Source organism: Streptomyces sp. NPDC033165, assembly GCF_055577965.1.
Genome location: NZ_JBVIPK010000002.1, coordinates 582714 through 607198, shown reverse-complemented (window position 1 = coordinate 607198; position 24485 = coordinate 582714). Strand labels below are relative to the sequence as shown.

The window sequence follows — 24485 nt, the reverse complement described above, 5'->3', positions numbered from 1 at the left end:
CGACTCACGACCCACCACACCCCCGACCACGGAGGACACATGACCGACCGCACCGCAGCGGGCGACACGGCTGCGAGGGGCGACGCCCGGGCACTGCTCGACGCGCTGCCCGACACGCTGCCCCGGGACGAGATCCTCGCCATCAACAGCTCCAAGTCCGACATCCACACGCACCGCACGTACGCGTACAACGGCTGGACGTTCGACCTGCCGCCCGGCGTCTTCAAGCCCGGCGACACCAGCCGTATCGTCCACGACCGGCTGCTGGACGGCACCATCCCGCTCAAGGGCCGCGCCTACGCGGCCATCGGTGTCGGCCTGGGCGTCGAGGCCGTGATCGCCGGCACGGCCGGCGCCCGCGAGATCTACGCCGCCGACGTCCACCCGGACAGCGTCGCCACCGCCGCCGCCCACTACGAGCGCGTCGTCGGGGACCGCCCCGGCACCGCCTTCCGTCCGCTGGTCTCCAACCTCTTCGAGGAGTTCCCCTCCTCCGCCCGCCTCGACGTCATCACCTTCAACCCGCCCGCGGTGAGCGTGCGGACCAGCGACGACCCGACGGTGGTCCGCAACGTCTGCGTGGGCGCCGAGATCGTCGTCCGCTTCTTCGACCAGATCATCGACCGGGACCTGCTCGCACCCGGCGGCGAGATCTACCTGGTCGTGTCCAACACCTCGGAGCTCAAGCGCATCGTCGCGTACGCCGTCGACGCCGGGTTCCGGCCGGAGATCCTGCACCGCCAGACCTGGGAGGTCGACGACTGCCAGGCGTACTTCTTCAAGCTGAACCGTCGGCCTGCCGCCTGACCAGGAGGAGAAAGACATGCATGAGCACATAGCGGAGGCCGTCAAGGAGCCCGATGTGGTGGCGGTCCCTCCGGGAGCGGTCTGTCTGCGCTTCGAGACCATGAAGCTCTACTCGGCGCTCGGCGCCGTACGCCACCTGCTGGAGACCGGGCAGGTCGAGCCCGGTGACACGCTCGTCGACAGCTCCAGCGGCATCTACGCCCACGCACTGGCCCTCGCCTGCCACCGCTACGGCCTGCACTGCCACGTCGTCGGGTCGACGACGGTGGACCGTACGCTCCGCGTCCAGCTGGAGATCCTGGGCGCCACGCTCGAACAGGTCCGGCCGTCCAAGAACCTGCGCCTGGACCAGAACCTGCGCGTGGAGCGCATCGGCGAACTGCTGCGCGAGAACCCCGGCTACCACTGGATGCGGCAGTACCACGACTCGATCCACTACCTCGGCTACCGCGACGTCGCCGACCTGATCGGCAAGGAGGTCCCGGACGGACCTCTGTCCATCGTCGGCGGGGTCGGCACCGGAGCCTCCACCGGCGCCATCGCCACGTATCTGCGCGAGGCGGGCCGGGAGGTCACCCTCGTCGGCGTGCAGCCCTTCGGCAGCGTCACCTTCGGTGCCGAGCACGTCTCCGACCCCGACATGATCATCGCGGGGATCGGCAGCTCCATCCCCTTCCAGAACGTCCGGCACGACCTGTACGACCGCATCCACTGGGTCAACTTCGACTACGCCATGTCCGGCGCCGTCGAACTCCTGCGCGCCAGCGGCATCTTCGCCAGCCTGTCCGCCGGTGCCGCCTACCTGGCCACGCTCTGGGAGCGCGAGCGCGACGACTCCCGGACGTACGTCTTCCTCGCCGCCGACACCGGGCACCGCTACGTCGACAGCGCCTACGCCGACCACCCCAAGGCCATCGGTCTGGGCTCCATGCGGCCCCACGAGGTCCTGACGCGGGACGGGCTGCGGCACCCCTGGTCCGCGATGGACTGGCCGCCGAGCGACAGCGCCCTCGTGCGCGGCGAACCGCTGCTGGTACCCGGCGCGGTCTAGCCGCCCTCCTCCCCTGATCACCCCCGGACGAAAGAACTCGACATGTCTCCCTCGCAGCCGCACTCCGTGGCAGACCTCCGGCAAGCGGTTCTCGACGGCGCCTACGGGCCGCCGCCCCAGGAGCTCGCCGTGACCAGCGCTTTCTGGCTCCACCACACCACCCGGCTCGCCGGCAGCCAGGTCACCTACCGCAACAACTACCTGCTGCTGAGGTCCGGGGACGCCTTCGGGGCCTCTTCCTTCGAGGCCGGAGCCCTCGCCCCCGAGTTCTGCGCGGACGCCTCGGGCCACACCCTCGACACCCTCGTCCGGCACGAGTCGGCACCCGTGCGCATCGCCGCCCTCGACGCCTACCTCGGTCGCGTTCAGCCGCATCGCGGCGCGCCCGACGCCGAACCCGTCGTCCTGCCGACCGGCACACCCGAGACGCGGGCCCGGGCCAGGGACGCGGCCGTCGCGGGACTGCTGGACATCGCCCCCGGTGCCAAGGTCGCTCTCATCGGCGTCGTCAACCCGCTCGTCGCCGCGATACGCGAACAGGGCGGCACCCCGCTGCCCTGCGACTTCAACCTGCGCGCCACCAACTGGGGCGACCCCGTCACCGACGACATGGACCAGGTCCTCGCCGAGGCGGACGCCGTGGTCGCCACCGGCATGACCCTCAGCAACGGCAGCTTCGACGTCATCCTGGGGCACTGCCGCAAGCAGGAGGTTCCGCTGGTGGTGTACGCGCAGACCGGCGGCGCCGTCGCGCGTGCCTTCCTCGGCGCGGGCGTCACCGCGCTCTCCGCCGAGCCCTTCCCGTTCTCACAGTTCAGCGCCGACGAGACCGTGCTGTACCGGTACCGGGCGGCAGGCTCATGAGCAGCGAGACCAAGGACCCGGGCCCGGTGGACACGGACAAGGCGGCCGGCGGGGCCGCGCGGGAACCGGCCGCGAGCGTGGCGGCCGTACCGGGCGACTGGAGGATGACCCGCCTGCTGTGGCCGCTCATGCTCGCCTCAGCCATCGGGCTGGTGCCCTTCACGATCTACAGCACGTTCCTCGTCCCCATCGCCGACACGGCGGACAGCGGTGTCGCCGCGCTCGGCCAGCTGCGCGGTCTGGGCGGCCTGGCCGCGCTCGCGGTGGGAACCGCCCTCGCTCCCCTGATCGACCGCGTACGCAAGGAGTGGGCGGCCGCGGGCGGGCTGGCCGTGCTCGCCCTCTCGGCGGCCCTCGGCGCGACCGGCGATTTCCTGCTGCTGGCGGCGTTCTGCCTGCTCGTCGGCGCCGGTACGGCCGTGCTGAACCCGGCGCTCACCGCGGCGGCGGCCGACCGTTTCGACAGCGACGCGGCCTCCGGCCGGGCGGCGACCCTCATCACCGCCACGCAGTCCCTCACAGCACTGCTCGCCGCGCCCCTGGTCGCCCTGCCCGCCCTGCTCTGGGGCTGGCAGGGCGACCTGTGGGCGATCGCCGCCGTCGCGGCCGTGCTCGCCGCGTACTTCCTTCTCCGGGGCCGCCGCCCTCACCCGGCCGGGCAGGACAGCGCGGCCGGGGCGGACAAGGCGGAGCGGCCGGGCTACCTGGCGTCGTTCAGACTGCTGGGCGCGCTTCCGGGCGTGGTGCCGCTCCTGTTCGTCGCCCTGCTGCGGACGGCGGCGTTCATGGGGTACCTCGCCTACCTGGCGGCCTTCTACGACGAGCGCTTCGCGCTGTCCCCCGGGCCGTTCGCCATCGTCTGGACGTTGAGCGGTACCGCGTTCTTCCTCGGGAACCTCGTCGCCGGGCGTCTGCTGAGCGCCGACCGGCCGAAGGTCCCCACCGAGCGGCTGATGACCCTGGCCCTGCTGGTGGCACTGGCAGCACTCGTGGGCGTGTTCTTCACCCACTCCCTGTTCCTCGCCCTCCCGCTGACCGCCCTCGTCGGCGCCGGTCACGCCACGGTCGCCGCCTGCGTCACCACGCTCCTCGTACGCCGCTGCGGCTCGCTGCGCGGCACCGCGCTGAGCATCAACTCCGCCGGCATGAGCCTCGGCGTGTTCGTCGGAGCCGGTCTCGGCGGCGTGGGACTGGCACTGGGCGGCTATCCGGGCACGGCCGCCGCACTGGGTGCCCTGACGCTGGCGGCGCTCGTCCTCGCCCGTGTCGCCGCCCGCCATGGAGACATGAGCGAGGGCCGGGCCGCGTAGCTGGAGTGGGGGCGTGCCCACGGGCCGCTGGCGTAGGGCCCGTAGGCACGCGGAGGCACTGGCCTGCCCTGCGGAAACACGGCGTCGACCGGCAGGGGGTCCGTTCCGGCACCGAAGCCGTCGAGCGCCCGGAGGCCGTGCGTCAGGCCCCCGTGACCGCCGCCGGGGACACCGGCTCGGCCGCCGGGGGCTTCAGACGGCGGACGACCAGGCCCGGGAGCAGGGATGCGACGGCGAACAGGGCTGCCAGGCCCAGCCATCCCGGGGGGCCCTGGACGAGGACCACGGCGGTGATCAGGAGGGGGCCCGCCATGTCCTGGACCGCGAAGCCCAGGCTGAAGACCGAGAGGTAGACGTTCCTGCGGTCCTCGGGGGCGTAGGTGTAGGAGAGTTCCCAGGCTCCGGCCGCCTGCCAGAGCTCCCCCGCGGTCAGCAGTACGCAGGCGGCCAGCGCCGCCGCGATCGCCAGGGAAGCCTTCGTGTCCACGGGGACGGCCAGTACGGCGGCGCAGCCTGCCAGGGCCAGTCCGGCGCGGCGCAGGGCCCGGACGCCGGTCCGGGGGTCGGTCACCCCCTTGGCGAAGGGCACCTGGAGCACCACGGCCAGCACGGTGTTGACGAAGACCAGGATCGGGACGAGGGCGTCCGGGGCGCTGTCGTGGCTGGTCACCCACAGGGGCAGGCCCACGGCCAGCAGGGTCATGTGCAGGGTGAGTACGGAGTTGAGTCCGGCCAGTGTCAGGTAGCGGCCGTCCCTGACGGCTCGGAAGGCGGCGAACGGGTTGCGGAACGCGGGGGCCTTGACCGGGCCCGGGGCGCGCAGCCGCAGCATCAGCAGGGCAGAGACGGCGAAGGCGGCCGCGTTGCCGATGAGGACACCGCGGTTGATCCAGATGTCGTCGATCAGCAGCATCGGGGTGGCGGCGAGCGCGCCGAGGGAGAAGCCGATGTTCCGCACGGTGCGGACGACGGCCATCATCCGGACCCGGTCGCCGTCCCCGGCGATGCCCCCGACGAGCGCCTGGGTGAGGGGGCCGGTCGCGTTCTGGGCGACGGCCTGGCAGGACGCGGCGACGGCGAAGGCCACGGGGCCCTGGACGAACGCGAGCCCCGTGAAGCACAGGGCGCGCCACAGCATGGCGCCGATGAGGACGTTGCGGGCACCGGCCCGGTCGGCGAGGCCGCCGAGCGGGATGGTGGCGACCAGCCCGACGAACGCTGCTATGCCGAGGCCCGCGCCCAGTTGGACGTGGGTGAGTCCGGCCGCCGTGGTGAAGAAGACCGTGGCGCCCGCCAGGAAGAGGCCGGTGCCGAAGGAGCTGGTCAGGGTGGCGAGCGCGAAGAGGCGGCCGGCGGGACTGCCGGGCAGGTACTCGCTCAGGGGCGGGAGGCCGAGGCGTTGGGCCGCCGGGCCGGTGCGGGGCCCGGTCATGGGGCGCCCACGGTGACGGTGATGTACGAGGCGGCCGTGCGGGCCGTCGCGGCGGCCTCCGCCGGACCCGCCCCGGTGGCTATGACGTAACCGGCGCGCTGCCAGGAGCTGGTGGTCACCACGACCTGCCGGCCGGGCACGGCGGACACGGCCACCTCCTCGACGCCGTCCAGCGCCTCGGCCTTGTCCGTGCCGGTGACGGCGAGGACGACCGCGTCCGGTGTCTGTGCGGCCGGGGCGGGCAGGAAGGTGACGGCAGCGGCGCGCCGGGCGGGGCGCGCCGGTGCGGGGTCCTCGCCCGCCAGCAGCCCGAGGAGGTCCGCGAGGATGCCGTCGCCGCCGTACGCGAGGTCGATCAGGGAGTGGATACGGTCCCCGGGGAGACGGCCCGCGCACTCGATCAGGTGGGGCCGCCCGCCGGTGAGCACCCACTCGGCGTGCAGGATGCCGGTGCCGAAGCCGACGGCGCCGACCAGACCGGCCATGGCGGCGCGCAGCGCGTCCTCGTCGGCCGCGCCCGGGGGCGCGGGCACGGTGTGGCCGAGTTCGACCGGGTGGCGGCCGGGCAGGACGTCCTTGGCGGTGACGTTGAGGAAGCCGACGGTGCCGTCGTGGACGAGCGCCTCCACGCTGAACTCCGGCCCGTGCAGGCGTTCCTCGACCAGATAGCGGGCGCTGTCCGGGTAGTTCACGCGCAGCCGGGGCTCGTCCGCGCCGACGGTGTGCTGCCAGGCGGACTCGGCGTCGTCGTCGGGGCCGAGCAGCACCACGCCGAGGCTTGCCTGGCGGTTGGCCGGTTTCAGGACGCACTCCCCGCCGTGCCGGGCACGCAGCTCCTGGACGTCGGCGGGGCCGGTGGCCTCGGCGAACGCGGGCTGTGCGAGGGCGTGGGCGGCGGCGGCCCGCCGCAGCTCCCCCTTGTCACGCAGGGTCCGGGCCGCGCGGACACCGCCGCCGGGCAGGCCCCAGGCGTCCGCGAGTACGGCGGCGGCGACGACCCCGTACTCGACGCCGGGGAACACGGCGCGGACCCGCGGCGGGCGGGCCACGGTGCGCGCGAGCTCCCCTGCGCCCCCCTCGTCCTGGGTGGCGGCGGCGCGCACCTCGGCGACGCAGCGGTACCGGGAGGCCGCCTCACGGATGTTCCGCGCGTCGATGATGTGCGGCTCCTCCAGGATGAGCAGGCTGGCCTCGGGGAGCAGCCGGTCGAGTTCGGCCATGAGGAAGGCGCCGTAGCCGACCAGGACATGCGTGACGCCCTCGGCGGGGGCGCGGGTGTCGGTCGTCATCTGACCTCTCCTATCGGTTCGGGCCCTGTGCGGGGGTCGGCCGGGGTGCCCGGGCCGTGCCCCTGTTCTTCCAGGCCTCCCGCATCACGATGGCGAAGAACTCGGCATAGGTGCGCTGCACGTGCAGTCCGAACTCCTGGACGTCGCCGTGCCGTTCACGCAGTCGGTTGATCGGGACGTTCATCGCGGCGTGGTGCTCGATGTGCAGGTTGTTGCCGTTGGTGAACCAGGTGGTGAGCCGGCTTCCCGTTATGGAACGCGTATTGCGCAGCACATCGACGCTGGCGGTGTCGCACAGGACGTGCTCGGGCAGTTCGACCAGAAAGTGCATCGGCATGGCCACGATGAAGGGCAGCAGCCACAGTCGCAGGACGAGCGGGCCTTCGCCCAGGAGGCAGGCGGCGGCGATCAGCGCGAAGAAGGCGGCGAACCAGCGGTATTCGCTGATGATCGCCTTCCGGCTCCTGGGTGCGATCTGCCCCATGTCGTACTGCCAGGTGCCGGGGACACAGCGGGCGGTGTCGCGCACGACGGCCAGGATGCGCGACCCGTCGAACAGCCCCTTGGCCAGGGCTCCGAGCGTCAGCGGCTTACGGGTGTCGAAGCCGAAGAACTCCGTGTCCTGGGGCGTGCCCAGGTAGCGGTGGTGCTGGAGGTGACGTACCCGGTAGTGGCTGTACGAGACCAGCATCGGCGTGCCGAGGGGCACGCCGGCTATTCGGTGCCAGCGCGAGCTGCGGAAAGCGGAATGGTGCAGGCATTGGTGCTGCAATTCCACCGCGTGGGTGTAGGCGGCGGCAAGGATCACGATACCGGCGGCGGCTGCCGCATAGGATGCCTGAATCGCGAAGAATACCCCGGACCCGACCATGACGGCAAGCGCGCACAGTTTCCCGATGAAGACCGCTTCGTCTCTGCCGCGAACAGCTGCACGCTGGAAAAGAAATTGCGGAGAAAGCGCGTTTTTGGACATCAGAAAGATACCCCCCGTTGTTCAGTGATTCTGCTGGAGATTCAGCGCGATGGCGCCCTGGGCGGGCGCCATCGCGTCGGGGTCAGTCGGTGGTGGGCGTCTGCTGGAGGCGTGCCCGCCACTCCTCGACCTGCTCCGCCACGCGCTCCGGCGAGGTGCCGCCGAGGCTGCGGCGCGAGGTCACCGAGTCCTCCACACCGAGCACCGCGAAGACGTCCTCGGTGATGCGGGCGTCGACCTGCCGCATGTCCTCCAGCGACAACTCATCGAGGCTGCGACCGTGTTCGTCCGCCAGGCGCACGAGGCGGCCGGTGATGTGGTGGGCCTCGCGGAACGGCATGCCCAGCTCACGCGTCAGCCAGTCGGCCAGGTCGGTCGCCGTCGCGTGAGCGGCACCCGCCGCGGCGCGCATCTCGGTGGCGCGCGCCTTCATGTCGCCGACCATGCCGATCATGGCCTTCAGACAGAGCTCGAAGGTGTCCGCGCCGTCGAAGGTCCGCTCCTTGTCCTCCTGCATGTCCTTGGAGAACGTCAGCGGCAGGGCCTTCATGACCGTCAGCAGCCCGAACAGCGAGCCGTGCACCCGGCCGACCTTCCCGCGGACCAGTTCGGCGGCGTCGGGGTTGCGCTTCTGCGGCATGATCGAGGAACCGGTAGTCCAGGCGTCCGAGAGCTCGATGAAGCTGAACTGCGGCGACATCCACAGCACGATCTCGTCGGCCAGGCGGGACAGGTGCGTCATGCACAGGGAGGCCGCGGAGAGGTACTCAAGGGCGAAGTCCCGGTCGGAGACGGCGTCCAGGGAGTTGCGCATCGGCCGTGCGTAGCCGAGGAGTTCGGCCGTACGGTCACGGTCGATCGCGAACGACGTCCCGGCGAGCGCGGCGGCCCCGAGGGGGGACTCGTTCATGCGCGCGCGGGCGTCGAGCAGCCTGCCGTGGTCGCGCCCGAACATCTCGACGTACGCCATCAGGTGGTGGCCGAAGGAGACCGGCTGCGCACTCTGGAGGTGCGTGTAACCCGGCATGATCGTCGCCGTGTTCTGCGCGGCCTGCTCGACCAGGACCTCGATGAGCTGGTGGACCAGGGCGAGCGCGCGGTCGTTCGCGTCCCGCACCCAGAGGCGGAAGCTGGTGGCGACCTGGTCGTTCCTGCTGCGGGCGGTGTGCAGCCGCCCGGCCGCGGGGCCGATCAGATCACGCAGCCGGGACTCGATGTTCATGTGGATGTCTTCGAGTTCCACCGAGAAGGCGAAGGTACCGGAGGTGATCTCGCCCCGGATCACCTCCAGGCCGTCCTTGATCGCCGTCGCGTCCGCCTGGGAGATGATGTCCTGCTCGCAGAGCATCGTGACATGGGCGACCGAGCCGTCGATGTCCTGCATGGCCATACGCCGGTCGAATCCGATGGAGGCGTTGATCTGTTCCATCACTTCGGACATGCCCTCACCGAAGCGCCCCCGGATCAGCCCACTGCCCTTGCTCGCGTCGTTGTGCACTTTCTGCGCCGCCTTTCGAAGAAGAGAGAAAACCGTGCCGGAAAAACCTGCGGCACACTACCTGACGTCAATATGCACCCCGGCGACGACCTCTCGGCATATATCGACCGCCTGTGCGGCGGTCGAAGCTGTGGCCAGGACGTAGCCGACCCGTGTGTGGGAGTTCCGGATCGGGGAAATCGTGTCCCCGGCCTTCAGCGGAAGGTGGAACTTCACCACACCGGGCAGCCCCGGCCACCGCTGCGCCCCGCTGACGCCGACGACCGTGCCCGGCGGTGGCGCGAAGAAGCGGATCGCGGCGGCGCGCGCGACCGTGGGCGCGGGCGGCGGGGGCGCGGTCCGGTCCAGGGACCACTGGACCAGGAGGTCGATCAGGTCGTGTCCGGTCGCCTGGCGCACGAGGGTCGGAATCTGGTCCCCGCCGACCCGGGTGTGCGTCTCGATGACTTCCGGGCCGTCGGGCGTCAGACGCACCTCGGTGTGGGTGCAGCCGTCGGTGATGCCCATGACGTCGAGGAACGCGGAGACGTAACCGCCGATGGCCGTCGCGACGTCCGGGGGGAGTGGCGCCGGTACGACGTGGCCGACCTCGACGAAGGGGTTCTCCGGGTCCGAGTCCTGAGTGAACTTGCCGGTGATCGCCAGCACATGGTGGTCACCGGCGCAACTGACCGCCTCGACCGAGAACTCCGGACCCGCGAGGAACGGCTCCGCGATGTACGTGTCGGTGGTCGCGGGCGGCATGACCACCTCCTCGGCCCGGCGCAGGCACACCACGTGCTCGCTGCCCAGGCCGTGCCGGGGCTTCACGATCACCGGGTAGCCGTGCTCGGCCGCGAACGCCCGGATCTCGTCGGCGTCGCGCACGACGGCGGACGGCACGGTGGAGAAGCCCTTCTCCCGCAGCCGGGCGCGCATGGCCAACTTGTCCCGGGTGCGCCCGACCACCTCCGCGGAGAGGCCGGGCACACCGAGTTCCTCCGCGATCCGGGCCGCGGGCAGCAGACCGTGCTCCGTGAGGGAGAGCACCGCGGTGAACGGCGCCCCGCGGTGGATCTCCCGCAGCAGCGGGATCAGCGCGGGGTCGTCGTACCCGGTCAGTACGGTGCGCCGCGCGACCCGCACCAGGTCGGCGTCGTAGCCCGCCGGTGTGTCGACCAGCGTGATGTCCGCACCGAGCTGGCGGATCCGGTCGCACAGACCGGGACCGCCGCCGACAACGACGACCTGCTTCGGATTCTCCATGGTCAAGCCCTCTCAGCGCCTCGCCGCGTGCCCTTGCCCGCGTGCCCCTGTCCGTGTGTCCCGCCGGAACTCACGTGGCCCGGATGTAGCCGTCCAGGTCGGCCTGCGAACGGCTGCGCAGCATCGAGTAGCCGGTACGGCTGTTCACCGAGAAGGGCTCCGCGCCCGGCACGATGCCGTCCGGTTCGTCGTGGGCCCGCAGCACGTCGACGCTCGGCGGGCGCGGCCCCTCGGAGCGCTCGTCGTAGTGGAAGCGGATCCCGTGCCAGATCCCGCCCTGTTCCCGCGCGGCCGGCTTCCAGGGGAGGCCGGCCCGAGCGTGCAGGTAGGCGTCCTCCAGGGACAGCCCCTGCTGGAGCTCGACGAGCTCCGGTACGTGGTCGCCCGCCGGCCGGGCGGCGGCCTCGATGACGCTGATCCGCTCGGGAGTCATCTTGAACTCCACGTGCATCACGCCCTGTTCCATGGCCCAGCTGGACGCGATGCGCTCGGTCACGGTGAGCAGTTCCCGCAGGCGGTCCTCCGGCAGGTCCACGCCGGAGACATGGCCGATCTCGTAGCAGGCGGGCAGCGGCGACACGAACTTGCGGGTCACCGAGTGGGCGAGGACTCGGCCGTCCCGCACGACGCATTCGAGGCTGAACTCCGGCCCGCCCACGTACTCCTCGACCAGGGCGTCGGTGCTGAACTCGTAGTTGGTCAGCCGCGAGGTCCGGAAGGCCGACATCCTCGTCAGCGCTTCCTCCACCTCCTCCCGGGAGTCGCACTTGCGCACGAAGAGGCTCATCGCCATGTCGACCGGCTTGACGATCACAGGGAAGGCGACGCCCGTCCAGTCGAACGACCTGCTCTCCTCGACGGAGGACAGTTCGGCGATCGTCCGGGGCTGGGGGATGTCGTACTCCTGGAACATCCGCCGCATCAGGGCCTTGTTCCGGGAGGCCCGGATCCGGGCCACGTCGTTGTGGTACAGGCCCAGTTCCCGGGCCAGCACATCGGCCGCGATCACCGCGAACTCGTTGCCCGCGACGACCGCGTCGAACCGCCGTGCCCCGATCTGCGACAGCAGTTCCCCGGGCGAGTCCGACAGGGCGGGCACCCTGATCCACTCGTGCAGCGTCGTGACCCGGTCGCCGACGGTCGAGCTCTCGATCGTCACGATCGTCAGCCGCCAGCCCTCGCGCTCACAGATCGCGGCGATCCGGCCCAGCGACCACTGCGCGACCGGGTGCAGCAACAGAACATGCTTGTTCACGTACGTCCCTCACACTTGTTCACGTACGTCCCTCACAGGCTTTCGTTGCGAGCGAAGTACCGCTCGAACCCGACCATTTCCTTGCAGCGCCGGATGATTTCCTGCTGGTAGTACTTCTGGTAGAGCTTGGTGTCGTCGGTGACGCAGTACGACGGCAGCAGCACGGTCCTCGGGCGTTCGCTGTCGTTGGGTCCGCTGAAGTGCGGGGTCAGCGAGTGGAACACCAGGACGTCACCGGAGGCCAGGGCGGGGACGTGGATACGGGAGGCGTCCAGCCGATCCGGATCGCAGTCGCCCTCGGGGTTCCCCGGCGGGCCGGGCACCAGCTCCTGGTGGCTGCCCCGGTAGAACGCGATGCCGCCGGAGCGCTCGTCGCTCGGATAGAGGTTGATGACCACCGTGCACAGCAGGTCCGGGGCGGTGTCGAGCCACTTCCAGTAGAGGAAGTCCTGGTGCGTGGCGTAGCCCTTGACGCCCGGTTGCTTGCGGATCAGCTTGCACTTGAGGATCTCGGCGGAGCCGCCGAGTACCGCCTCCAGTGCGCCCATCAGCTTGGCGCTGGTGGCGGCCCCGTTCAGCGTCGGTGAGATGTCGAGGACCGGGTCGAGGCGGTCAAAGGCGTACTCACCGTCCGGTCCACGCCGGAACTCGGTACGCAGATTCAGATCGTCGTCCAGCCCGTCCACGTTCCACAGCCGCTCGCACTCCGCGCGGAACGCGTCGACCTCTTCGTCCCCGAACAGGCCAGGCAGCACGGTGTAGCCGTCCTGCCAGTACTGCTTCGTCTTCTCCGCCAGATCGACAGCGGCAATCATCGCGTCTCCCCCGCTTCGTTCGCCGTGATTCCCCGGTACCCCGGACGGGCCCTGAACTCCGAGAGTCGCCCGCGCAGTTCGGCCGCGGCCTCGCGCACCCGGCCCGGTGCCGTCCCTCCCTGGCTGTCGCGGGAGGCGACCGACTCCTCGACGCCGATGTCCGGCCACTCGGCGCAGGCGAGGCGCGGGTCGATGCCGCGCCGTGCCTCCAGCGGCAGCTGGGCCGGCGAGCAGTCCCGCTCCCCGCAGAGACGGACCAGCTTCGTCACCAGGTGGTGGGCCTCCCGGAAGGGAATCTGCCGCTCGCGCGTCAGCCAGTCCGCCAGGTCGCCGGAGGTGACGAAGCCGATGTCGGCCGCGCGGCGCATCGCGTCCACGTCCGGCCGCATCAGGGTGGCGAGCGAGACCGCGGCGTCCAGGGACAGCGCCAGGGTGTCCGCCGTGTCGAACAGGGGCTCCTTGTCCTCCTGGAGGTCCCTGAAATAGCTCAGCGGGAGCCCCTTGACCACGGTTTGCAGCGCGTGCAGATTGCCCAGGACCCTGCCGCTCTTGGCGCGCATCAGCTCGGCCGCGTCCGGGTTGCGCTTGTGGGGCAGGGCCGAGGAGGAGCTGACCAGCTCGTCGGGGAGCGATACCAGCCCGACGGGCTGCGAGGACCAGTAGACGATCTCCGCACCGAAGCGCGAGAGGTTCAGCGCGACCGACGCACCGGCGCTCAGGAAGTCGAGGGCGAAGCCGCGGTCCCCCACGCTCTCCAGGGAGTTCGCCGTCGGCCTGCCGAATCCGAGAGTCCGGGCCACGCCGTCCCGGTCGACGGGGAACCCGGTGCCGGCCAGGGCGCCGGACCCCATCGGGCTCTCGTCCTGGAGGGCGTGCACCAGGCTCAGCCGCTCCGCGTCGCGCAGGAACGTCTCCGCGTAGGCGAGGCAGACATGGCCGAAACTGATCGGCTGCGCGACCTGGAGGTGTGAGAACCCGGGCATGACGGTCGCGGCGTGCCGCTCGCCCTGGACGAGCAGCGCCTCGGTCAGGTCCAGCACCCGGGCGCGCAGGGCGGTCACCTGGTCGCGGAGCCACAGCCGGAGCGCGGTCACGGCGAGATCGTTACGGGCCCGCGCGGTGCCCAGCCATCCGGCGTCGGCCCCGATGCGCTGCTCCAGATACTCCTCGACGGCCGTGTGCACGTCCTCGGCGTCCGGGTCGAGCGGATCGGCTCCCGACCGGATCAGCCCGGCGAGCTCGTCAAGGCCGCGGTGCAGCCCGGCCGCGGCCTCCGGCGGCACGATCCGCTGCTTCAGCAGCATCGTGACGTGCGCATGGGACGCCGCGATGTCGTAGGGGGCGAGCCTGCGGTCGAAGTGCGCGGTCGTGCCGATCGCCGCCATGTGGGCGGCGGCCGCGGACCGTTCGTCGACGGTCACGAGGGGACTCCTCCGGTCGGGCGCTCCGCCGCCTCGGCCAGCCGCCCGGCGAAGGCCCCGGGCGTGCCCGGTGCGGCGGCGGCCGCCGCGAGGTCCGCCCAGTCCGGGCGGAGGCAGAACAGCAGCAGCGCCCTGGCGATGTGCAGACGTGCGACGGCCTCCGGGTAGATCATCGACTGCGGGCCGTCGATGACCTCGGGCACGACCTCGTCGCCCCGGTAGGCGGGCAGGTTGTGGAGGAAGATCGCGTCCGGGCGGGCGTGGGCCATGAGTTCGGGCGTGACGCGGTAGGGCGCCAGCTGCGCGCGGCGCGCCTCGGCCTCGTCGGCCTTGTTCATCGGAATCCACGCGTCGGCGACCACGACCTGCGCGTCCTTGACGGCGAGCTGCGGGTCGGTGGTGGCCGTGAAGCCGAGCAGGTGCTCGGTCCGGTCGGCGGGCAGCGCCATGGCGGCGGGCGTCGCGCAGGTGAACCGGGCGCCGACCTTGGCGGCTGTCTGCGCCAGCGACAGGGCGATGTTCGTACCGTCCCCGACGAAGGCGATGCGGATGCCCTCCACCGTGCCGAACTGCCGCTTGACGGTGAGGAAGTCGCAGAGGGCCTGCGTCGGGTGGTGCTCGTCGCACATGCCGTTGATGAAAGGGGCGGGCGACAGCGCGCAGATCGCTTCCTGGGCGGCGAAGTCGTAGATCCGGCTCAGGAGTACGTCGTTGAACCGGCCCGCGACGTTCACGAAGTCGGGCAGGTGCTCGGTCTTCGCGGCGTGGCGTCCGACGCGGGCCTCAGCGCCGTTGTAGTGGATGGCCTGGCCGCCGAGATCACCGATGGCACGTTCGAACGCGGTCCGCGTGCGCAGCGACGTCTCGTCGAAGATCATTCCGAGGCACTTCCCGCGCAGCAGGGCGGGGAGGTGGCCGAAACGCTGCTTGTGCTCCTCCAGCGCGTCGGCGACGGCAATCACGTCGAGGACGTCCGAGGCGGTGAGGTCGTCGATCGTCAGAAGCTGTTTGCGGGTCACGCGACGCCTCCCTGGACCACGGTCCCCAGCTGGCGCAGCCGCAGCGCGTTGAGACGGATGAATCCGGTGGCGTCGTCCTGCCGGTAGGGGCCGCCCTCCTCGAAGGTGACCAGGTCCTGGCTGTAAAGGGAGTTGGGGCTCCTGCGGCCCTCGACGATCACGTTGCCCTTGTAGAGCTTGAGGCGCACGGTTCCGGTGACGCGCTCCTGGCTCTTGTCGATGAGCGCCTGGAGCATCTCGCGCTCCGGGGAGAACCAGTAGCCGTTGTAGATGAGTTCGGCGTAGCGCGGCATCAGCTCGTCCTTGAGGTGAGCCTCTCCCCGATCGAGCGTGATCGACTCGATCGCGCGGTGCGCGTGCAGCCAGATGGTTCCGCCGGGGGTCTCGAACAGGCCGCGGCACTTCATGCCGACGTACCGGGTGTCGACGATGTCGATCCGACCGATCCCGTTCTCCGCTCCGAGTTCGTTCAGCCGGGTGAGCAGAGACACCGGGTCCAGTCGCTCGCCGTCGATCGCGACGGGGTCGCCCTTCACGAAGTCCACCTCGATCGTGGTGGGCCGGTCGGGGGCCTCTTCGGGGGACTTGGTGCGTACCCAGGCGTCGTCCTCGGGCGTGAGCCAGGGGTCTTCGAGCGTCTTGCCCTCGCACGAGATGTGCAGGAGGTTGGCGTCCGCCGAGTAGGGCGCCTCGCCACGCTTGTCCTTGGCCACGGGGATGTCGTGCCGGTCGGCGAACGCGATCAGCTGGGCGCGGCCGCCCATGTCCCATTCACGCCAGGGTGCGATCACCTGGATGCCGGGGGCGAGGGCGTAGTAGGCGAGCTCGAAGCGCAGCTGGTCGTTGCCCTTGCCGGTCGCGCCGTGGGCGACCGCGTCGGCGCCCACCTCGCGCGCGATCTCTATCTGGCGCTTCGCGACCAGCGGCCGGGCGATCGGCGTGCCCATGAGGTAGTTCCACTCGTAGGCGGCGTTTCCGCGGTACATCGGAAAGGCGTAATCGCGGACCAGCTCGTCGCGGAGGTCGTCGATGTAGATGTTCTCGGGCTTGACGCCGAGAGCCAGGGCCCTTTCCCTGGCGATTTCCAGCTCCTCGCCCTGGCCGAGGTCAGCGGTGAATGTGACGATTTCGGCCCCGTACTCGATCTGTAGCCACTTCAGAATGACCGAGGTGTCGAGCCCCCCCGAGAACGCCAGGACAATTTTGCGTGGCTTGCTCATACCTACAGATCTCTTTCAGCTGTATAGAGTGGCGGGCATCGGAGTCATGGCGGTGCACCAGGCCCTTCCGGCACACCGATGAGGCCCGCGTGAGGTCACGCGCAGCAGGAAAGCGTCATGGTTCTTGGATTCCCCCCGCTGCCCCGTTGCGTGGACCGGGGATTCTTTTTGAGCCTCGGTGAACTCACCGCGGGAACAGCATGAATGAGCCATCTTGCAGGGAGCAAGAGCCGCAGAGCATCATCTCAATATCCGAGACATATCGCGCCGATGGTGCGCACCTGCACGGATTGGTCCGACAAGTGCCCCTATTCCAGTCCGGTTTCCGCCTCAGGCGCCTTCCACGGCCCACAGCGGCGACGCGACCGCACCCCGGAGCGTCTTGGTGCGGAGGGACTCCACACCGAGACGGAGGGAGCAGGCGCCGTGCGCGTAGGCATCGCGTTCTCGGCGGCGGCGAGGCTGGTGGCGGCGGCCACGAGGTGGCCGAGCGCCGCGCGCCGTCGGCCGGGGCGAGGTACGGACTGATGGTCCCGGGCCGTACGAGGACGAGGGCGGCCAGGACCGCCGCGGCCCCCGACGCGCGGGTCAGCACGGAGGCGCTGGAGCGCCCGGGGTTCTGGGCGAGTTGGCCCACCGCGAGTGCGGCGATGCCCTGGCCGGCGATCAGACCGCTGCCCAGGAGCGTCGCCGCCTCCCCCATCCGCTCCAGCGGCGCGACGTGTTCCGCGAGGCTGAGCACCGCGACGAGATGCGGCGCCACGCCGAACCCGATCGCGGCGATTCGGCGGTCGCGCCGATGAAGCTGTCGACGACGAGGAGGGGGAGCAGCACGCTGGTCACCGCCATGGCGCGGAAGAGCGCCAGGAGGGCGGGGTGCAGCAGCCGTACGCGGGAGGCCTTGCGGGCCGGGACCGGCCGGTGGCCGCGGCGGTCGGCGTGGCGCCCGAGGAACGGCCCGCCCACGGCCTGGCCCGTCCACGGCATCCCGGCGGCGATTCCCGCTGTGCCGATGCTGTTGAGTTCCGTCAGCGTCAGAAGGGTGGCGATGGGGCAGATCGCCGCGGGCCGGCGCGCCACCAAGGAGATCGCGGGCAGCGCGGGACCCGCGATCCGTGTGACGGTCCGCAGGCTCGCCATCGCTGCCACTTCGCTGGAGACACCTCCGACCAGGCCGCCGCGGCGGAACGCTTGGGGATGCGGATGCACTCAACTCACTTTGCATCCAGCCATGTTGCGCATCAAGAGACTCAACTCACTTTTTCTGTCCGCTAATTCAGCCCGGCGACCGTAACCGCACCACACTCCGGCAACCCCCCTAGAAATTCGGGATCTCACAGTGTGGACAATTTGGGAGGAGGCGACGAACCCCGCCCGGCAATCGTCGTAGGTTCCGTTCCTGTCGCCCACATCGCGGCCGCCTGTCTACTGGCACCACTTCCGCCACTGACCCACGCATCGATCAACAGACCTATGGCGCAAAGCAGTTGGACGGAGGCACAGCCTCCGGGGGAGGCTTGCGGGAAGGGGGCACCGCCCCGCCCGTCCTGACGCGCGGCTTCGGCCCGTGCCTCTCTCACTCCCTGTCTCTTTCCGTGCCGTACGGAGCTGCGGCACCGCTCCCCGTTGGCAGGCCAGTTCGAAGTCGAACCTCCACAGGTAAGGATCAGGAACGATGAGCGCTATTCGCGACGAGCTCGCCCGGCACATCGAGCAGGGCGTCATTCCGCCCTTCAACTACGCGTACCCTTCCCGCTCCGCCTACCGCCCCCTGAACGGGACCCGGAACATCCGGGAGATCTGGGCCGAGGACCTCCAGCGACACCCCGTTCCTGAACTGAACCTCTATCTGCACGTGCCGTTCTGCCGGTACAAGTGCGGGTTCTGCAACCTCTACACCGTCATCTCCGAGGACATGGACGTGTACGACGCGTACATGGACGCCCTCTGTACCCAGATCCGTGACCACACGGAGATCATCCAGAGCCGTCGGCTGCGCACGATCTACATCGGCGGCGGAACTCCGAGCCTGCTGAGCCTGCGCCACTTCGAGCAGCTCTTCGGGACGCTGGACGAGGTGTATCCCAACTGGCGGAGCACGGTGGAGGAGGTCGCCATCGAGGCCACTCCGGACTCCATCGTCAAGGAGCCCGGCACCCTGGAGGGCCTGATCGCCCTGGGTCTCACCCGGGCCAACATCGGCATCCAGTCGCTCGTCCCCTCGGAGATCCGGGAGGCGGGCCGGGGACAGGCGGGCGAGGGCGTCATCCGCCGGGCCATCGAGATCACCCGCGAGAAGCGGCTGCCCAACCTGAGCACCGACCTGATCATGGGCTTCGCCGGGCAGACCCCGGAGAGCTGGCGGCACTCGGTCGACGAACTGGCGGCGCTCGCCCCCGAGACGATCAGCACCTACTTCCTGACCGTCCGGCCCGACGCGTGGTTCTCCAAGACCGGCGCGTACCAGTACATGATGAGCCCCGACCTGTACGAGCGGTACGACTACGCGAACGCCACGTTCCGCGCGGCCGGATACGTACAGGAGTCGAACGTCCGCTACAAGAGGCTGGGGCGCGGCGGCTACCAGCAGAAGGTCCTCACCTTCCACGGCGTTCCGCTGCTGGGCCTGGGCGCCGGGGCGCGCAGCTACACCAGCTCGGTCGACTACATGGTCGGGAACGTGAAGCCGAGCCTCACCGAGGTCGCGGACTACATCACCAAGGCCAGGAACCACGAACTGACCCCGCTCACCGGGTTCGTCCTCAACGACGAGGAGATCATCCGGAAGCGGCTGGTCCTGGACTCCTTCGACCTGGATCTCAACGAGCTGAACCGCTTCGGCTACCAGGAGATGGCGCACCTCTTCGAGCCGGTGCTCACGGCGGCCGAGGACATCGGCCTGCTGCGCCGCCTGCCCACCAACCGCATCCAGCTGACGCAGCTGGGTTTCAAGCACCGCGACACCCTGTCCTGGATGCTCTTCTCCAAGAACGTCATCGACCTGGACCGCGAGTACTACGCCGGCCTGCACAGCGAGAACAAGCGCGCCCAGAAGCACATGGGCAGCGAACCGCTCAGCATTTCGGGCCTGAGGACCCCCCGGTCCTGATCGCGGTCCCTCGGCACGACATGCCCGCACCACGTGCCTGCACGGCTCGCCCCGGTGCGGCCCGGGAGAGCTCCATGACCCGGCTTCTTGTCGCCGCGGGCGGCGGCGACGTGATCGGCACGACCCTCGTGCACCACGCGCTCCACGGCGACGAGCCGACGATGGTGCTCAGCTACTCGTGGAAGCGGCTGGACGTCGACCCGGCCCCCGAGCCCGTCAGGCGAAGGGGGTGGGGTCGGACAGGAGTCCGAGAGAGGGCGGTGCTAACGTGCGGGCACCCCGGCCCCACACGGACTTCTGCCCTGCTCACCGACACGAAAGGGCACAGGACCATGACCGTGCCGCCGACTCCGCCCCCGCATTCCCCGGTGCCCCCCTCGCCTCCGGCGGCGGGCCCGTACGGCCCCTGGAAGCCGGTGCCCCGGCAGCCGCTCAGCGGGCTCGCGGTCGCCTCGCTCGTGCTGTCGCTGCTGATCTGCCTCGCGCCGGTGGGGCTGGTCCTCGGGATCGTCGCGCTGGTGCGGCTCCCGCGCACCGGCAAGCGCGGCAAGGGGCTCGCGGTCGCCGGGACCGCCGTGGGCGGCACGGTGGTGGCCCTGTCCGCGGTGCTGCTGGTGGTCGGCGGGGTCCGGTTCAGCGCGTGGACGGGAGAGGGGCCGGCCCCCTTCACGCCCTCGGACCGGGCGGCGACGTCGCTCTACGACCTGGCCGAGGAGGACTGCTTCACCCCGGCCTCCGGGCTGCCCACCCCCGGCGGGGACCGGCTGAAGACCATGTCGGCGGAGATCGTCCCGTGCGACGAGCCCCACCAGGGGCAGGTCTACGGGTCGTTCGAGCTGACGGGCAAGGCGTTCCCCGGGGCCGCCGCCGTCGCCGATGCGGCAAACAAGGGATGTGCTCCCCTGCTGCACGACTTCGCGCTGGACACCACGGCCCTGCCCCGGTCCCAGATGTTCTCCTACCACCCGGACTCCGCCGGCTGGGCGAGCGGCAACCGCACGGTGCTGTGCTGGCTGGGCTCCACCGCCGGCCGGCTGGAGACGTCGCTGCGGCAGGATCTGGAGGACTGGGACGAGGCCCAGTTCGCCTATCTGATGGCGCTGCGTCCCGCCAGCGAGGCCCGGGTCAGCAGGCCCGCGACGGCGGCGGACGACAACCTCGCCGGGGCGACCGCCTGGGCAGGGCGGATGGCGGCCGGGACGGACGAGTCGGCACGGATACTGCGGGTCACGGGCGGCCTCCCGGCCGAGGCCGAGGACCCGGTGACCGCGTTCGCCGACCGGCTCGACAAGCTGTCGGGCGTCATGAGCGCCGCGGCGAAGGCGCGTACGCCGCAGGAGTTCGAGAAGCTCATGAACAGCATCGGCGAGGACGACGGGTCCCGCGAGGAGCGCGCCGTACGCGACGCGCTCGGGCTGCGGCTGCCGGGCGGGGCCGATCTCGCCGGGTGACCCGCGCGCCCTGCTTGTCCCGGCTCTCCCCCTGCCCGGGGCCCCTCGCGCCGGAGCGCACCACGCATGACACTGGACCCTGACCGCAGGCACTTGACACTTCGGAAGCCGACGCTTCGGAACACAGTCATCGGAGGGGGATCCTTATGCGGGACAGCCATCGCGCGGAAGCCGAAAGGCTGTTGGTGCGCGCCGTGGAGGAGGAGGCACGGCGCACCGGCGGCCGGACGGACGCCGGTGCGCTGATGGCGCGGGCCCGGGCGGCGCTCGACACCATCACCGCGGGCGCGGCCGAGGAGTACGCCGCGTACACCCGGGTGCTGGACTCGGCGGCGGCGGGAGCGCGGCCGTTGTCGGAGCGCTTCAGCCGGGCGTCGCTGGGAACGCCCCTGCTGGTCACCGGAGTCGCGGCCGCCGCCGCGTTCACCGCCGATGTGGCGCTCGGCACGGAGACCGCGCTGGCGCTCGGTGCGGGCGCGGCCGTCGCGGTGGCCGGTGCGGCGACGACCGTGGCGAAGGTGACCGCCTCGCACTGGCCCGCCGCGCACCGCCGGGCCGGGGCGGCCGGACAGCCCGGCGGGGCCGAGCAGTTGCGGCTCCAGTGGCTGAGCGCCCTGGATGTGCGGGGCATCCGCCCGTATCTGGACCAGCAGCGGATGCTGGCTCCGGCCGCCCGCTCCCCGAAGAAGCCCGCCTCCCCCGCCGTACGGCAGTTGCGCGGCGTGGACCGCAGTGCGGCGGCCCGCACCCGGGTGATGCTGGAGCAGACCTTCGGCCATCTCCCGCAGGCCGAGGGGCCGTTCGTGGGACGGAGGGCGGAGCTGGCGCAGATCACCCGGTGGGTGCACGCGGCCCGCGCCTCCACACAGACCCGACCGACCGTCGTCGTGCTGCACGGGGAGCCGGGGTCGGGGCGCACCACGCTCGCGGTGCGGGCGGCGCACACGCTCAGGGACCAGTTCCGGGGCGCGTGCGTGGTCGATCTGCGCGGCCAGGTGGCCGGGGAGAGCCCGCTGCCGACCCGGGACGCCCTGCTGCATCTGCTGAACCGGCTGGGCGCGCCGCGCGAGCAGCTGCTGTTCCGGGAGGGCGCGTCGGCCGAGCAGCAGGTGCGGCGGCTCGCCGAGCTGTACCACCAGCACCTCACGGGGACCCCGGTCACGATCGTGCTGGACGACGCGACGGACGCCGGGCAGGTGCGCACCCTGGTGCCGGAGCGCTCGGACAGCCTGGTGATCGTCACCGCCAGGGAGCCGCTGGAACTGCCCGGGGACCTGCCGGCCCGGGTGCACCATCTGCCGGTCGGCCCGCTGGACGCGGCCGGGGCGGAGGAGCTGCTGCGCGAGGTGGCCGGGGAGGAGGAGACGGGGCCGTACGACTACCCGTCGACGGACGCCGTCGTGGAGCTGTGCGGCGGGCTGCCGCTCGCGCTGCGGGTGGCCGGTTCCGCGCTCGGGGCCCGTAGCCGCCACACGCTGGCGAAGGACCTGGCGGCAGGGCCGCCCCCGGGGGCGTCCGGGCCGGAGGCCCCCGTGGAGCGGGCCTTGTGGCTGCGCTACACGGACCAGGGTGAGCAGGCCAGGCGGCTGCTGCGGCGGCTCGCGCTGGCGGGCCGGGCGAGCCTGGGGGCGGCGGCGGCAGCGGCCCTGCTCGCGGCGGACGAGCAGGAGGCGGAGCGGCTGCTGACGGTGCTGGCGCGGGCCGGGCTGCTCACCCGCGTACGGGGCTCGCGCTACCGGCTGCACGATCTCGTACGGGCCTTCGCGCTGGCCCGGCTGCTGGACGAGGAGCCGCCCGCCGAACGGGCGGCTGCACAGGAACGGCTGCTGACGAACTACGCGGAGCTGGCCGACGCGGTGATCCGGATGGTCGACGGGAAGATGTCGACCCGGGCGGGCCGGTTCGGCTCGCACGGCTTCGGTTCGCTGGACTCGGCGCTGCGCTGGCTGGACGACGAGTCGAGCTTCATCACGGCGGCGCTGCGGCACGCGGAGGGCGTCGACCAGGGCACGGTGCTGCATCTGCTGGGCGCCCTGTGCGACTACTGCCTGCTGCGCGGCGACCTCTACCGCCTGGGCGAGATCAGCGAGCTGACGCAGGCCGTGGACCAGGGCCTGCTGGAGCGCTCGGTGCAGTGGCGTACCGGCATCGCGGCCCGGCAGCTCGGCGAGCTGGACAAGGCCCGCACCACCCTGTCCTCCGTCGTCGGCCTCTACCACGAGGCGCGGAACGACGCGGGCGAGGCGCTGGCCCTCTGCTCGCTCGGCATCACCCTGCACCACCAGGGCAACCTGACCGAGGCGGCGGCCCGGCTCGGCGAGGCGCTGGCCCTCCAGTCCTCCGGCGCGCAGGACGAGGACCGGGCGTGGACCCTGCACGCGCTGGCCGCCGTGGAGCGCGACCGGGGCGACCTGGCGAAGGCGCTCACGCTGCTGGACGACGCGCTGCGCCTGCACCGGGCGGGCGAGTCGCTGCACGGCGAGGCCTGGACGCAGTTCCAGCTGGGCCAGGTCCGGCTGCGCACGGGCGAGGTGGCGGCCGCCGAGGAGGCCCTGAGCACGGCCCTGGAGCTGTACGGCCGTACCCGCGACGGGCGCGGCGAGGCGTGGGCGATCACCCAGCTGGCCCGGGCCCGGCTGCTGGACGACGACCCGGCCGCCGCCCTGGAGCAGCTGCGCGACGCCCTGGCCCGGCACCGGGACAACGAGGACGCGCGCGGTGAGGCGTGGACCCTGTACTACCTGGGTCAGGCCTTGGAGGAGGACGGGGACACCGATCAGGCGGTGCGGGAGCTGGAGCGGGCCCGGACGATGTTCTCCCGGATGCGGGACGTGTACGGGCTGGCGTGCGCCCGGCACCATTCGGGCCGGGTGACACGGGACCAGCGGGCCGCGCAGACGGGCAACCTGCGCAATTCGGGGTTCGCCCGGCAGCTGCTGATGGACGCGCGGGCCGATTTCCGGCGGATCAGGGTGCCGTACGGTCAGGCGTGGGCGTGCGTGGAGCTGGCGTTGATCGACGCGGGCAACGGGCGGGCGCCGCAGGCGCTGGAGCTGTGCGGTGAGGCGGCGGAGCTCTTCGCCTCGTACGGGGACGCGCGGGGCGGCGACTGGGCCCGGTTCCTGCGCTGCACGCTGCTGCCGTACGCCTCGCCCGGGGGCAGCGAGGTGGGCACGGTGGTCGCGCAGCAGGAGCTGGCCGAGCTGATCGAGGCCCGGCACCCGGCGCGGGACGGCAGGCTGGAGCAGTCCGCGGCGGCGTTCGCGGTGGCGCTGGAGCGGGGCGTGGACCTGGAGGACGGCTGGCAGGCATGGCGGCTGGGCCTGACCCCGACCCGGCGCGCGGGCCAGATCATGGGCGTCCCGAGGGTGCCGTCGACGCCGTGACCGTACGGGCAGGGGTGCGGTCCGGGCCATGACCGTACGAGGTGAGGGCGTCCGGCTGCGGGCCGGACGCCCTTCCCGTACGCGCAGGGCCTGTGCCGCGCGCTACTTCCCGGGCGAGGCCGCCCCGTTCCCCGCGGGCGCGGCCGTGGCCGCCTCCGGGTCGGGGGCCTCCTCGAAGTTCACCCTGCCCATGTGGCGGTTCATCGACTTCATCAGCGCCCACACGCCGACGGCGAGCGCCGCGAAGACGAGGAAGCCGAGGACGCCGGGAGTGACCTTGTTCTTGTCGAGCTCGGCGGCGAGCGGGACGAGGTGCGTCAGTGCCTGGGTCGCGTACATA

The 24485-nt window shown here is 71.4% G+C and carries 19 protein-coding genes; 7 read left to right on the top strand and 12 right to left on the bottom strand.

The genetic code is table 11. The features are described 5' to 3' along the window. The first annotated feature begins 39 nt into the window (after positions 1–39). From ACZ5WC_RS07110 to ACZ5WC_RS07095, 4 genes are read left to right on the top strand one after another with little or no spacing between them, the layout of a single operon-like run. Positions 40–807, top strand: a complete 768-nt coding sequence (locus tag ACZ5WC_RS07110) for a class I SAM-dependent methyltransferase (protein WP_468539835.1) — start codon at positions 40–42, stop codon at positions 805–807. Between the two features lie 16 nt (positions 808–823). Further along, positions 824–1858, top strand: coding sequence for a pyridoxal-phosphate dependent enzyme (locus ACZ5WC_RS07105; RefSeq protein ID WP_468539834.1), 1035 nt, complete (start codon positions 824–826; stop codon positions 1856–1858). A gap of 42 nt (positions 1859–1900) precedes the next feature. After that, positions 1901–2722 (top strand): Rossmann-like domain-containing protein, encoded by an 822-nt coding sequence (locus ACZ5WC_RS07100; RefSeq protein ID WP_468539833.1) that lies wholly within the window; start codon positions 1901–1903, stop codon positions 2720–2722. Then, positions 2719–4032 carry an MFS transporter gene (locus tag ACZ5WC_RS07095; RefSeq protein ID WP_468539832.1) on the top strand — a complete coding sequence of 438 codons (1314 nt, stop codon included), beginning with the start codon at positions 2719–2721 and terminating at the stop codon, positions 4030–4032. Before ACZ5WC_RS07100 ends, ACZ5WC_RS07095 begins: the two co-directional genes overlap by 4 nt. A gap of 142 nt (positions 4033–4174) precedes the next feature. Here the strand turns inward: ACZ5WC_RS07095 and ACZ5WC_RS07090 are convergent, their stop codons facing one another. From ACZ5WC_RS07090 to ACZ5WC_RS07040, 11 genes are all read right to left on the bottom strand, one after another. After that, positions 4175–5464, bottom strand: coding sequence for an MFS transporter (locus tag ACZ5WC_RS07090; protein WP_468539831.1), 1290 nt, complete (start codon positions 5462–5464; stop codon positions 4175–4177). Further along, positions 5461–6753: an ATP-grasp domain-containing protein gene (locus ACZ5WC_RS07085; RefSeq protein WP_468539830.1), complete on the bottom strand. Its 1293-nt coding sequence runs from the start codon at positions 6751–6753 to the stop codon at positions 5461–5463. The genes ACZ5WC_RS07090 and ACZ5WC_RS07085 overlap by 4 nt, the downstream gene beginning before the upstream one ends. A 10-nt stretch (positions 6754–6763) precedes the next feature. Next, positions 6764–7726: a fatty acid desaturase family protein gene (locus tag ACZ5WC_RS07080; RefSeq protein WP_468539829.1), complete on the bottom strand. Its 963-nt coding sequence runs from the start codon at positions 7724–7726 to the stop codon at positions 6764–6766. A gap of 82 nt (positions 7727–7808) precedes the next feature. Further along, positions 7809–9224 carry an argininosuccinate lyase gene (gene argH / locus ACZ5WC_RS07075; protein ID WP_468539828.1) on the bottom strand — a complete coding sequence of 472 codons (1416 nt, stop codon included), beginning with the start codon at positions 9222–9224 and terminating at the stop codon, positions 7809–7811. A gap of 57 nt (positions 9225–9281) precedes the next feature. Next, positions 9282–10469 (bottom strand): ATP-grasp domain-containing protein, encoded by a 1188-nt coding sequence (locus tag ACZ5WC_RS07070; RefSeq protein ID WP_468539827.1) that lies wholly within the window; start codon positions 10467–10469, stop codon positions 9282–9284. A gap of 70 nt (positions 10470–10539) precedes the next feature. After that, the gene (locus ACZ5WC_RS07065) at positions 10540–11724 is read right to left on the bottom strand and encodes an ATP-grasp domain-containing protein (protein WP_468539826.1); all 1185 of its coding nucleotides are present in this window, start codon (positions 11722–11724) and stop codon (positions 10540–10542) included. A 32-nt stretch (positions 11725–11756) separates the two neighbouring features. Continuing rightward, positions 11757–12539, bottom strand: coding sequence for a phytanoyl-CoA dioxygenase family protein (locus tag ACZ5WC_RS07060; RefSeq protein WP_468539825.1), 783 nt, complete (start codon positions 12537–12539; stop codon positions 11757–11759). Next, positions 12536–13960, bottom strand: a complete 1425-nt coding sequence (gene argH, locus ACZ5WC_RS07055) for an argininosuccinate lyase (protein ID WP_468539824.1) — start codon at positions 13958–13960, stop codon at positions 12536–12538. The genes ACZ5WC_RS07060 and argH (ACZ5WC_RS07055) overlap by 4 nt, the downstream gene beginning before the upstream one ends. Further along, positions 13957–14979 (bottom strand): ornithine carbamoyltransferase, encoded by a 1023-nt coding sequence (locus ACZ5WC_RS07050; RefSeq protein ID WP_468539823.1) that lies wholly within the window; start codon positions 14977–14979, stop codon positions 13957–13959. Before ACZ5WC_RS07050 ends, argH (ACZ5WC_RS07055) begins: the two co-directional genes overlap by 4 nt. Beyond that, complete coding sequence (locus ACZ5WC_RS07045; protein WP_468539822.1) at positions 14976–16199, bottom strand: argininosuccinate synthase; 1224 nt, start codon at positions 16197–16199, stop codon at positions 14976–14978. The genes ACZ5WC_RS07050 and ACZ5WC_RS07045 overlap by 4 nt, the downstream gene beginning before the upstream one ends. A 666-nt stretch (positions 16200–16865) precedes the next feature. After that, a complete protein-coding gene (locus tag ACZ5WC_RS07040) occupies positions 16866–17339 on the bottom strand; it encodes a hypothetical protein (RefSeq protein ID WP_468539821.1) in 474 nt (157 codons plus the stop codon). Positions 17340–17874: 535 nt separating this feature from the next. On the opposite strand from ACZ5WC_RS07040, the gene ACZ5WC_RS07035 reads away from it, so the two are divergent. From ACZ5WC_RS07035 to ACZ5WC_RS07025, 3 genes are all read left to right on the top strand, one after another. Then, positions 17875–19308, top strand: coding sequence for a coproporphyrinogen-III oxidase family protein (locus tag ACZ5WC_RS07035; RefSeq protein WP_468539820.1), 1434 nt, complete (start codon positions 17875–17877; stop codon positions 19306–19308). A gap of 74 nt (positions 19309–19382) precedes the next feature. Next, a complete protein-coding gene (locus ACZ5WC_RS07030) occupies positions 19383–20759 on the top strand; it encodes a DUF4190 domain-containing protein (RefSeq protein WP_468539819.1) in 1377 nt (458 codons plus the stop codon). 146 nt (positions 20760–20905) lie between these two features. Beyond that, positions 20906–24145: a tetratricopeptide repeat protein gene (locus ACZ5WC_RS07025; protein ID WP_468539818.1), complete on the top strand. Its 3240-nt coding sequence runs from the start codon at positions 20906–20908 to the stop codon at positions 24143–24145. A gap of 102 nt (positions 24146–24247) precedes the next feature. On the opposite strand, the gene ACZ5WC_RS07020 is transcribed toward ACZ5WC_RS07025, so the two are convergent. Further along, the gene (locus tag ACZ5WC_RS07020; protein ID WP_096623668.1) at positions 24248–24484 is read right to left on the bottom strand and encodes a hypothetical protein; all 237 of its coding nucleotides are present in this window, start codon (positions 24482–24484) and stop codon (positions 24248–24250) included. Between the last annotated feature and the right edge of the window lies 1 nt (position 24485).

Excerpts from the sequence above, each read along its gene's own strand:
- ACZ5WC_RS07110 (WP_468539835.1), top strand. The coding sequence starts at position 40 with ATGACCGACCGCACCGCAGCGGGCGACACGGCTGCGAGGGGCGACGCC.
- ACZ5WC_RS07105 (WP_468539834.1), top strand. The coding sequence starts at position 824 with ATGCATGAGCACATAGCGGAGGCCGTCAAGGAGCCCGATGTGGTGGCG.
- ACZ5WC_RS07100 (WP_468539833.1), top strand. The coding sequence starts at position 1,901 with ATGTCTCCCTCGCAGCCGCACTCCGTGGCAGACCTCCGGCAAGCGGTT.
- ACZ5WC_RS07095 (WP_468539832.1), top strand. The coding sequence starts at position 2,719 with ATGAGCAGCGAGACCAAGGACCCGGGCCCGGTGGACACGGACAAGGCG.
- ACZ5WC_RS07090 (WP_468539831.1), bottom strand. The coding sequence starts at position 5,464 with ATGACCGGGCCCCGCACCGGCCCGGCGGCCCAACGCCTCGGCCTCCCG.
- ACZ5WC_RS07085 (WP_468539830.1), bottom strand. The coding sequence starts at position 6,753 with ATGACGACCGACACCCGCGCCCCCGCCGAGGGCGTCACGCATGTCCTG.
- ACZ5WC_RS07080 (WP_468539829.1), bottom strand. The coding sequence starts at position 7,726 with ATGTCCAAAAACGCGCTTTCTCCGCAATTTCTTTTCCAGCGTGCAGCT.
- ACZ5WC_RS07070 (WP_468539827.1), bottom strand. The coding sequence starts at position 10,469 with ATGGAGAATCCGAAGCAGGTCGTCGTTGTCGGCGGCGGTCCCGGTCTG.
- ACZ5WC_RS07060 (WP_468539825.1), bottom strand. The coding sequence starts at position 12,539 with ATGATTGCCGCTGTCGATCTGGCGGAGAAGACGAAGCAGTACTGGCAG.
- ACZ5WC_RS07045 (WP_468539822.1), bottom strand. The coding sequence starts at position 16,199 with ATGAGCAAGCCACGCAAAATTGTCCTGGCGTTCTCGGGGGGGCTCGAC.
- ACZ5WC_RS07040 (WP_468539821.1), bottom strand. The coding sequence starts at position 17,339 with ATGGCGAGCCTGCGGACCGTCACACGGATCGCGGGTCCCGCGCTGCCC.
- ACZ5WC_RS07035 (WP_468539820.1), top strand. The coding sequence starts at position 17,875 with ATGAGCGCTATTCGCGACGAGCTCGCCCGGCACATCGAGCAGGGCGTC.
- ACZ5WC_RS07030 (WP_468539819.1), top strand. The coding sequence starts at position 19,383 with ATGACCCGGCTTCTTGTCGCCGCGGGCGGCGGCGACGTGATCGGCACG.
- ACZ5WC_RS07025 (WP_468539818.1), top strand. The coding sequence starts at position 20,906 with ATGCGGGACAGCCATCGCGCGGAAGCCGAAAGGCTGTTGGTGCGCGCC.
- ACZ5WC_RS07020 (WP_096623668.1), bottom strand. The coding sequence starts at position 24,484 with ATGTACGCGACCCAGGCACTGACGCACCTCGTCCCGCTCGCCGCCGAG.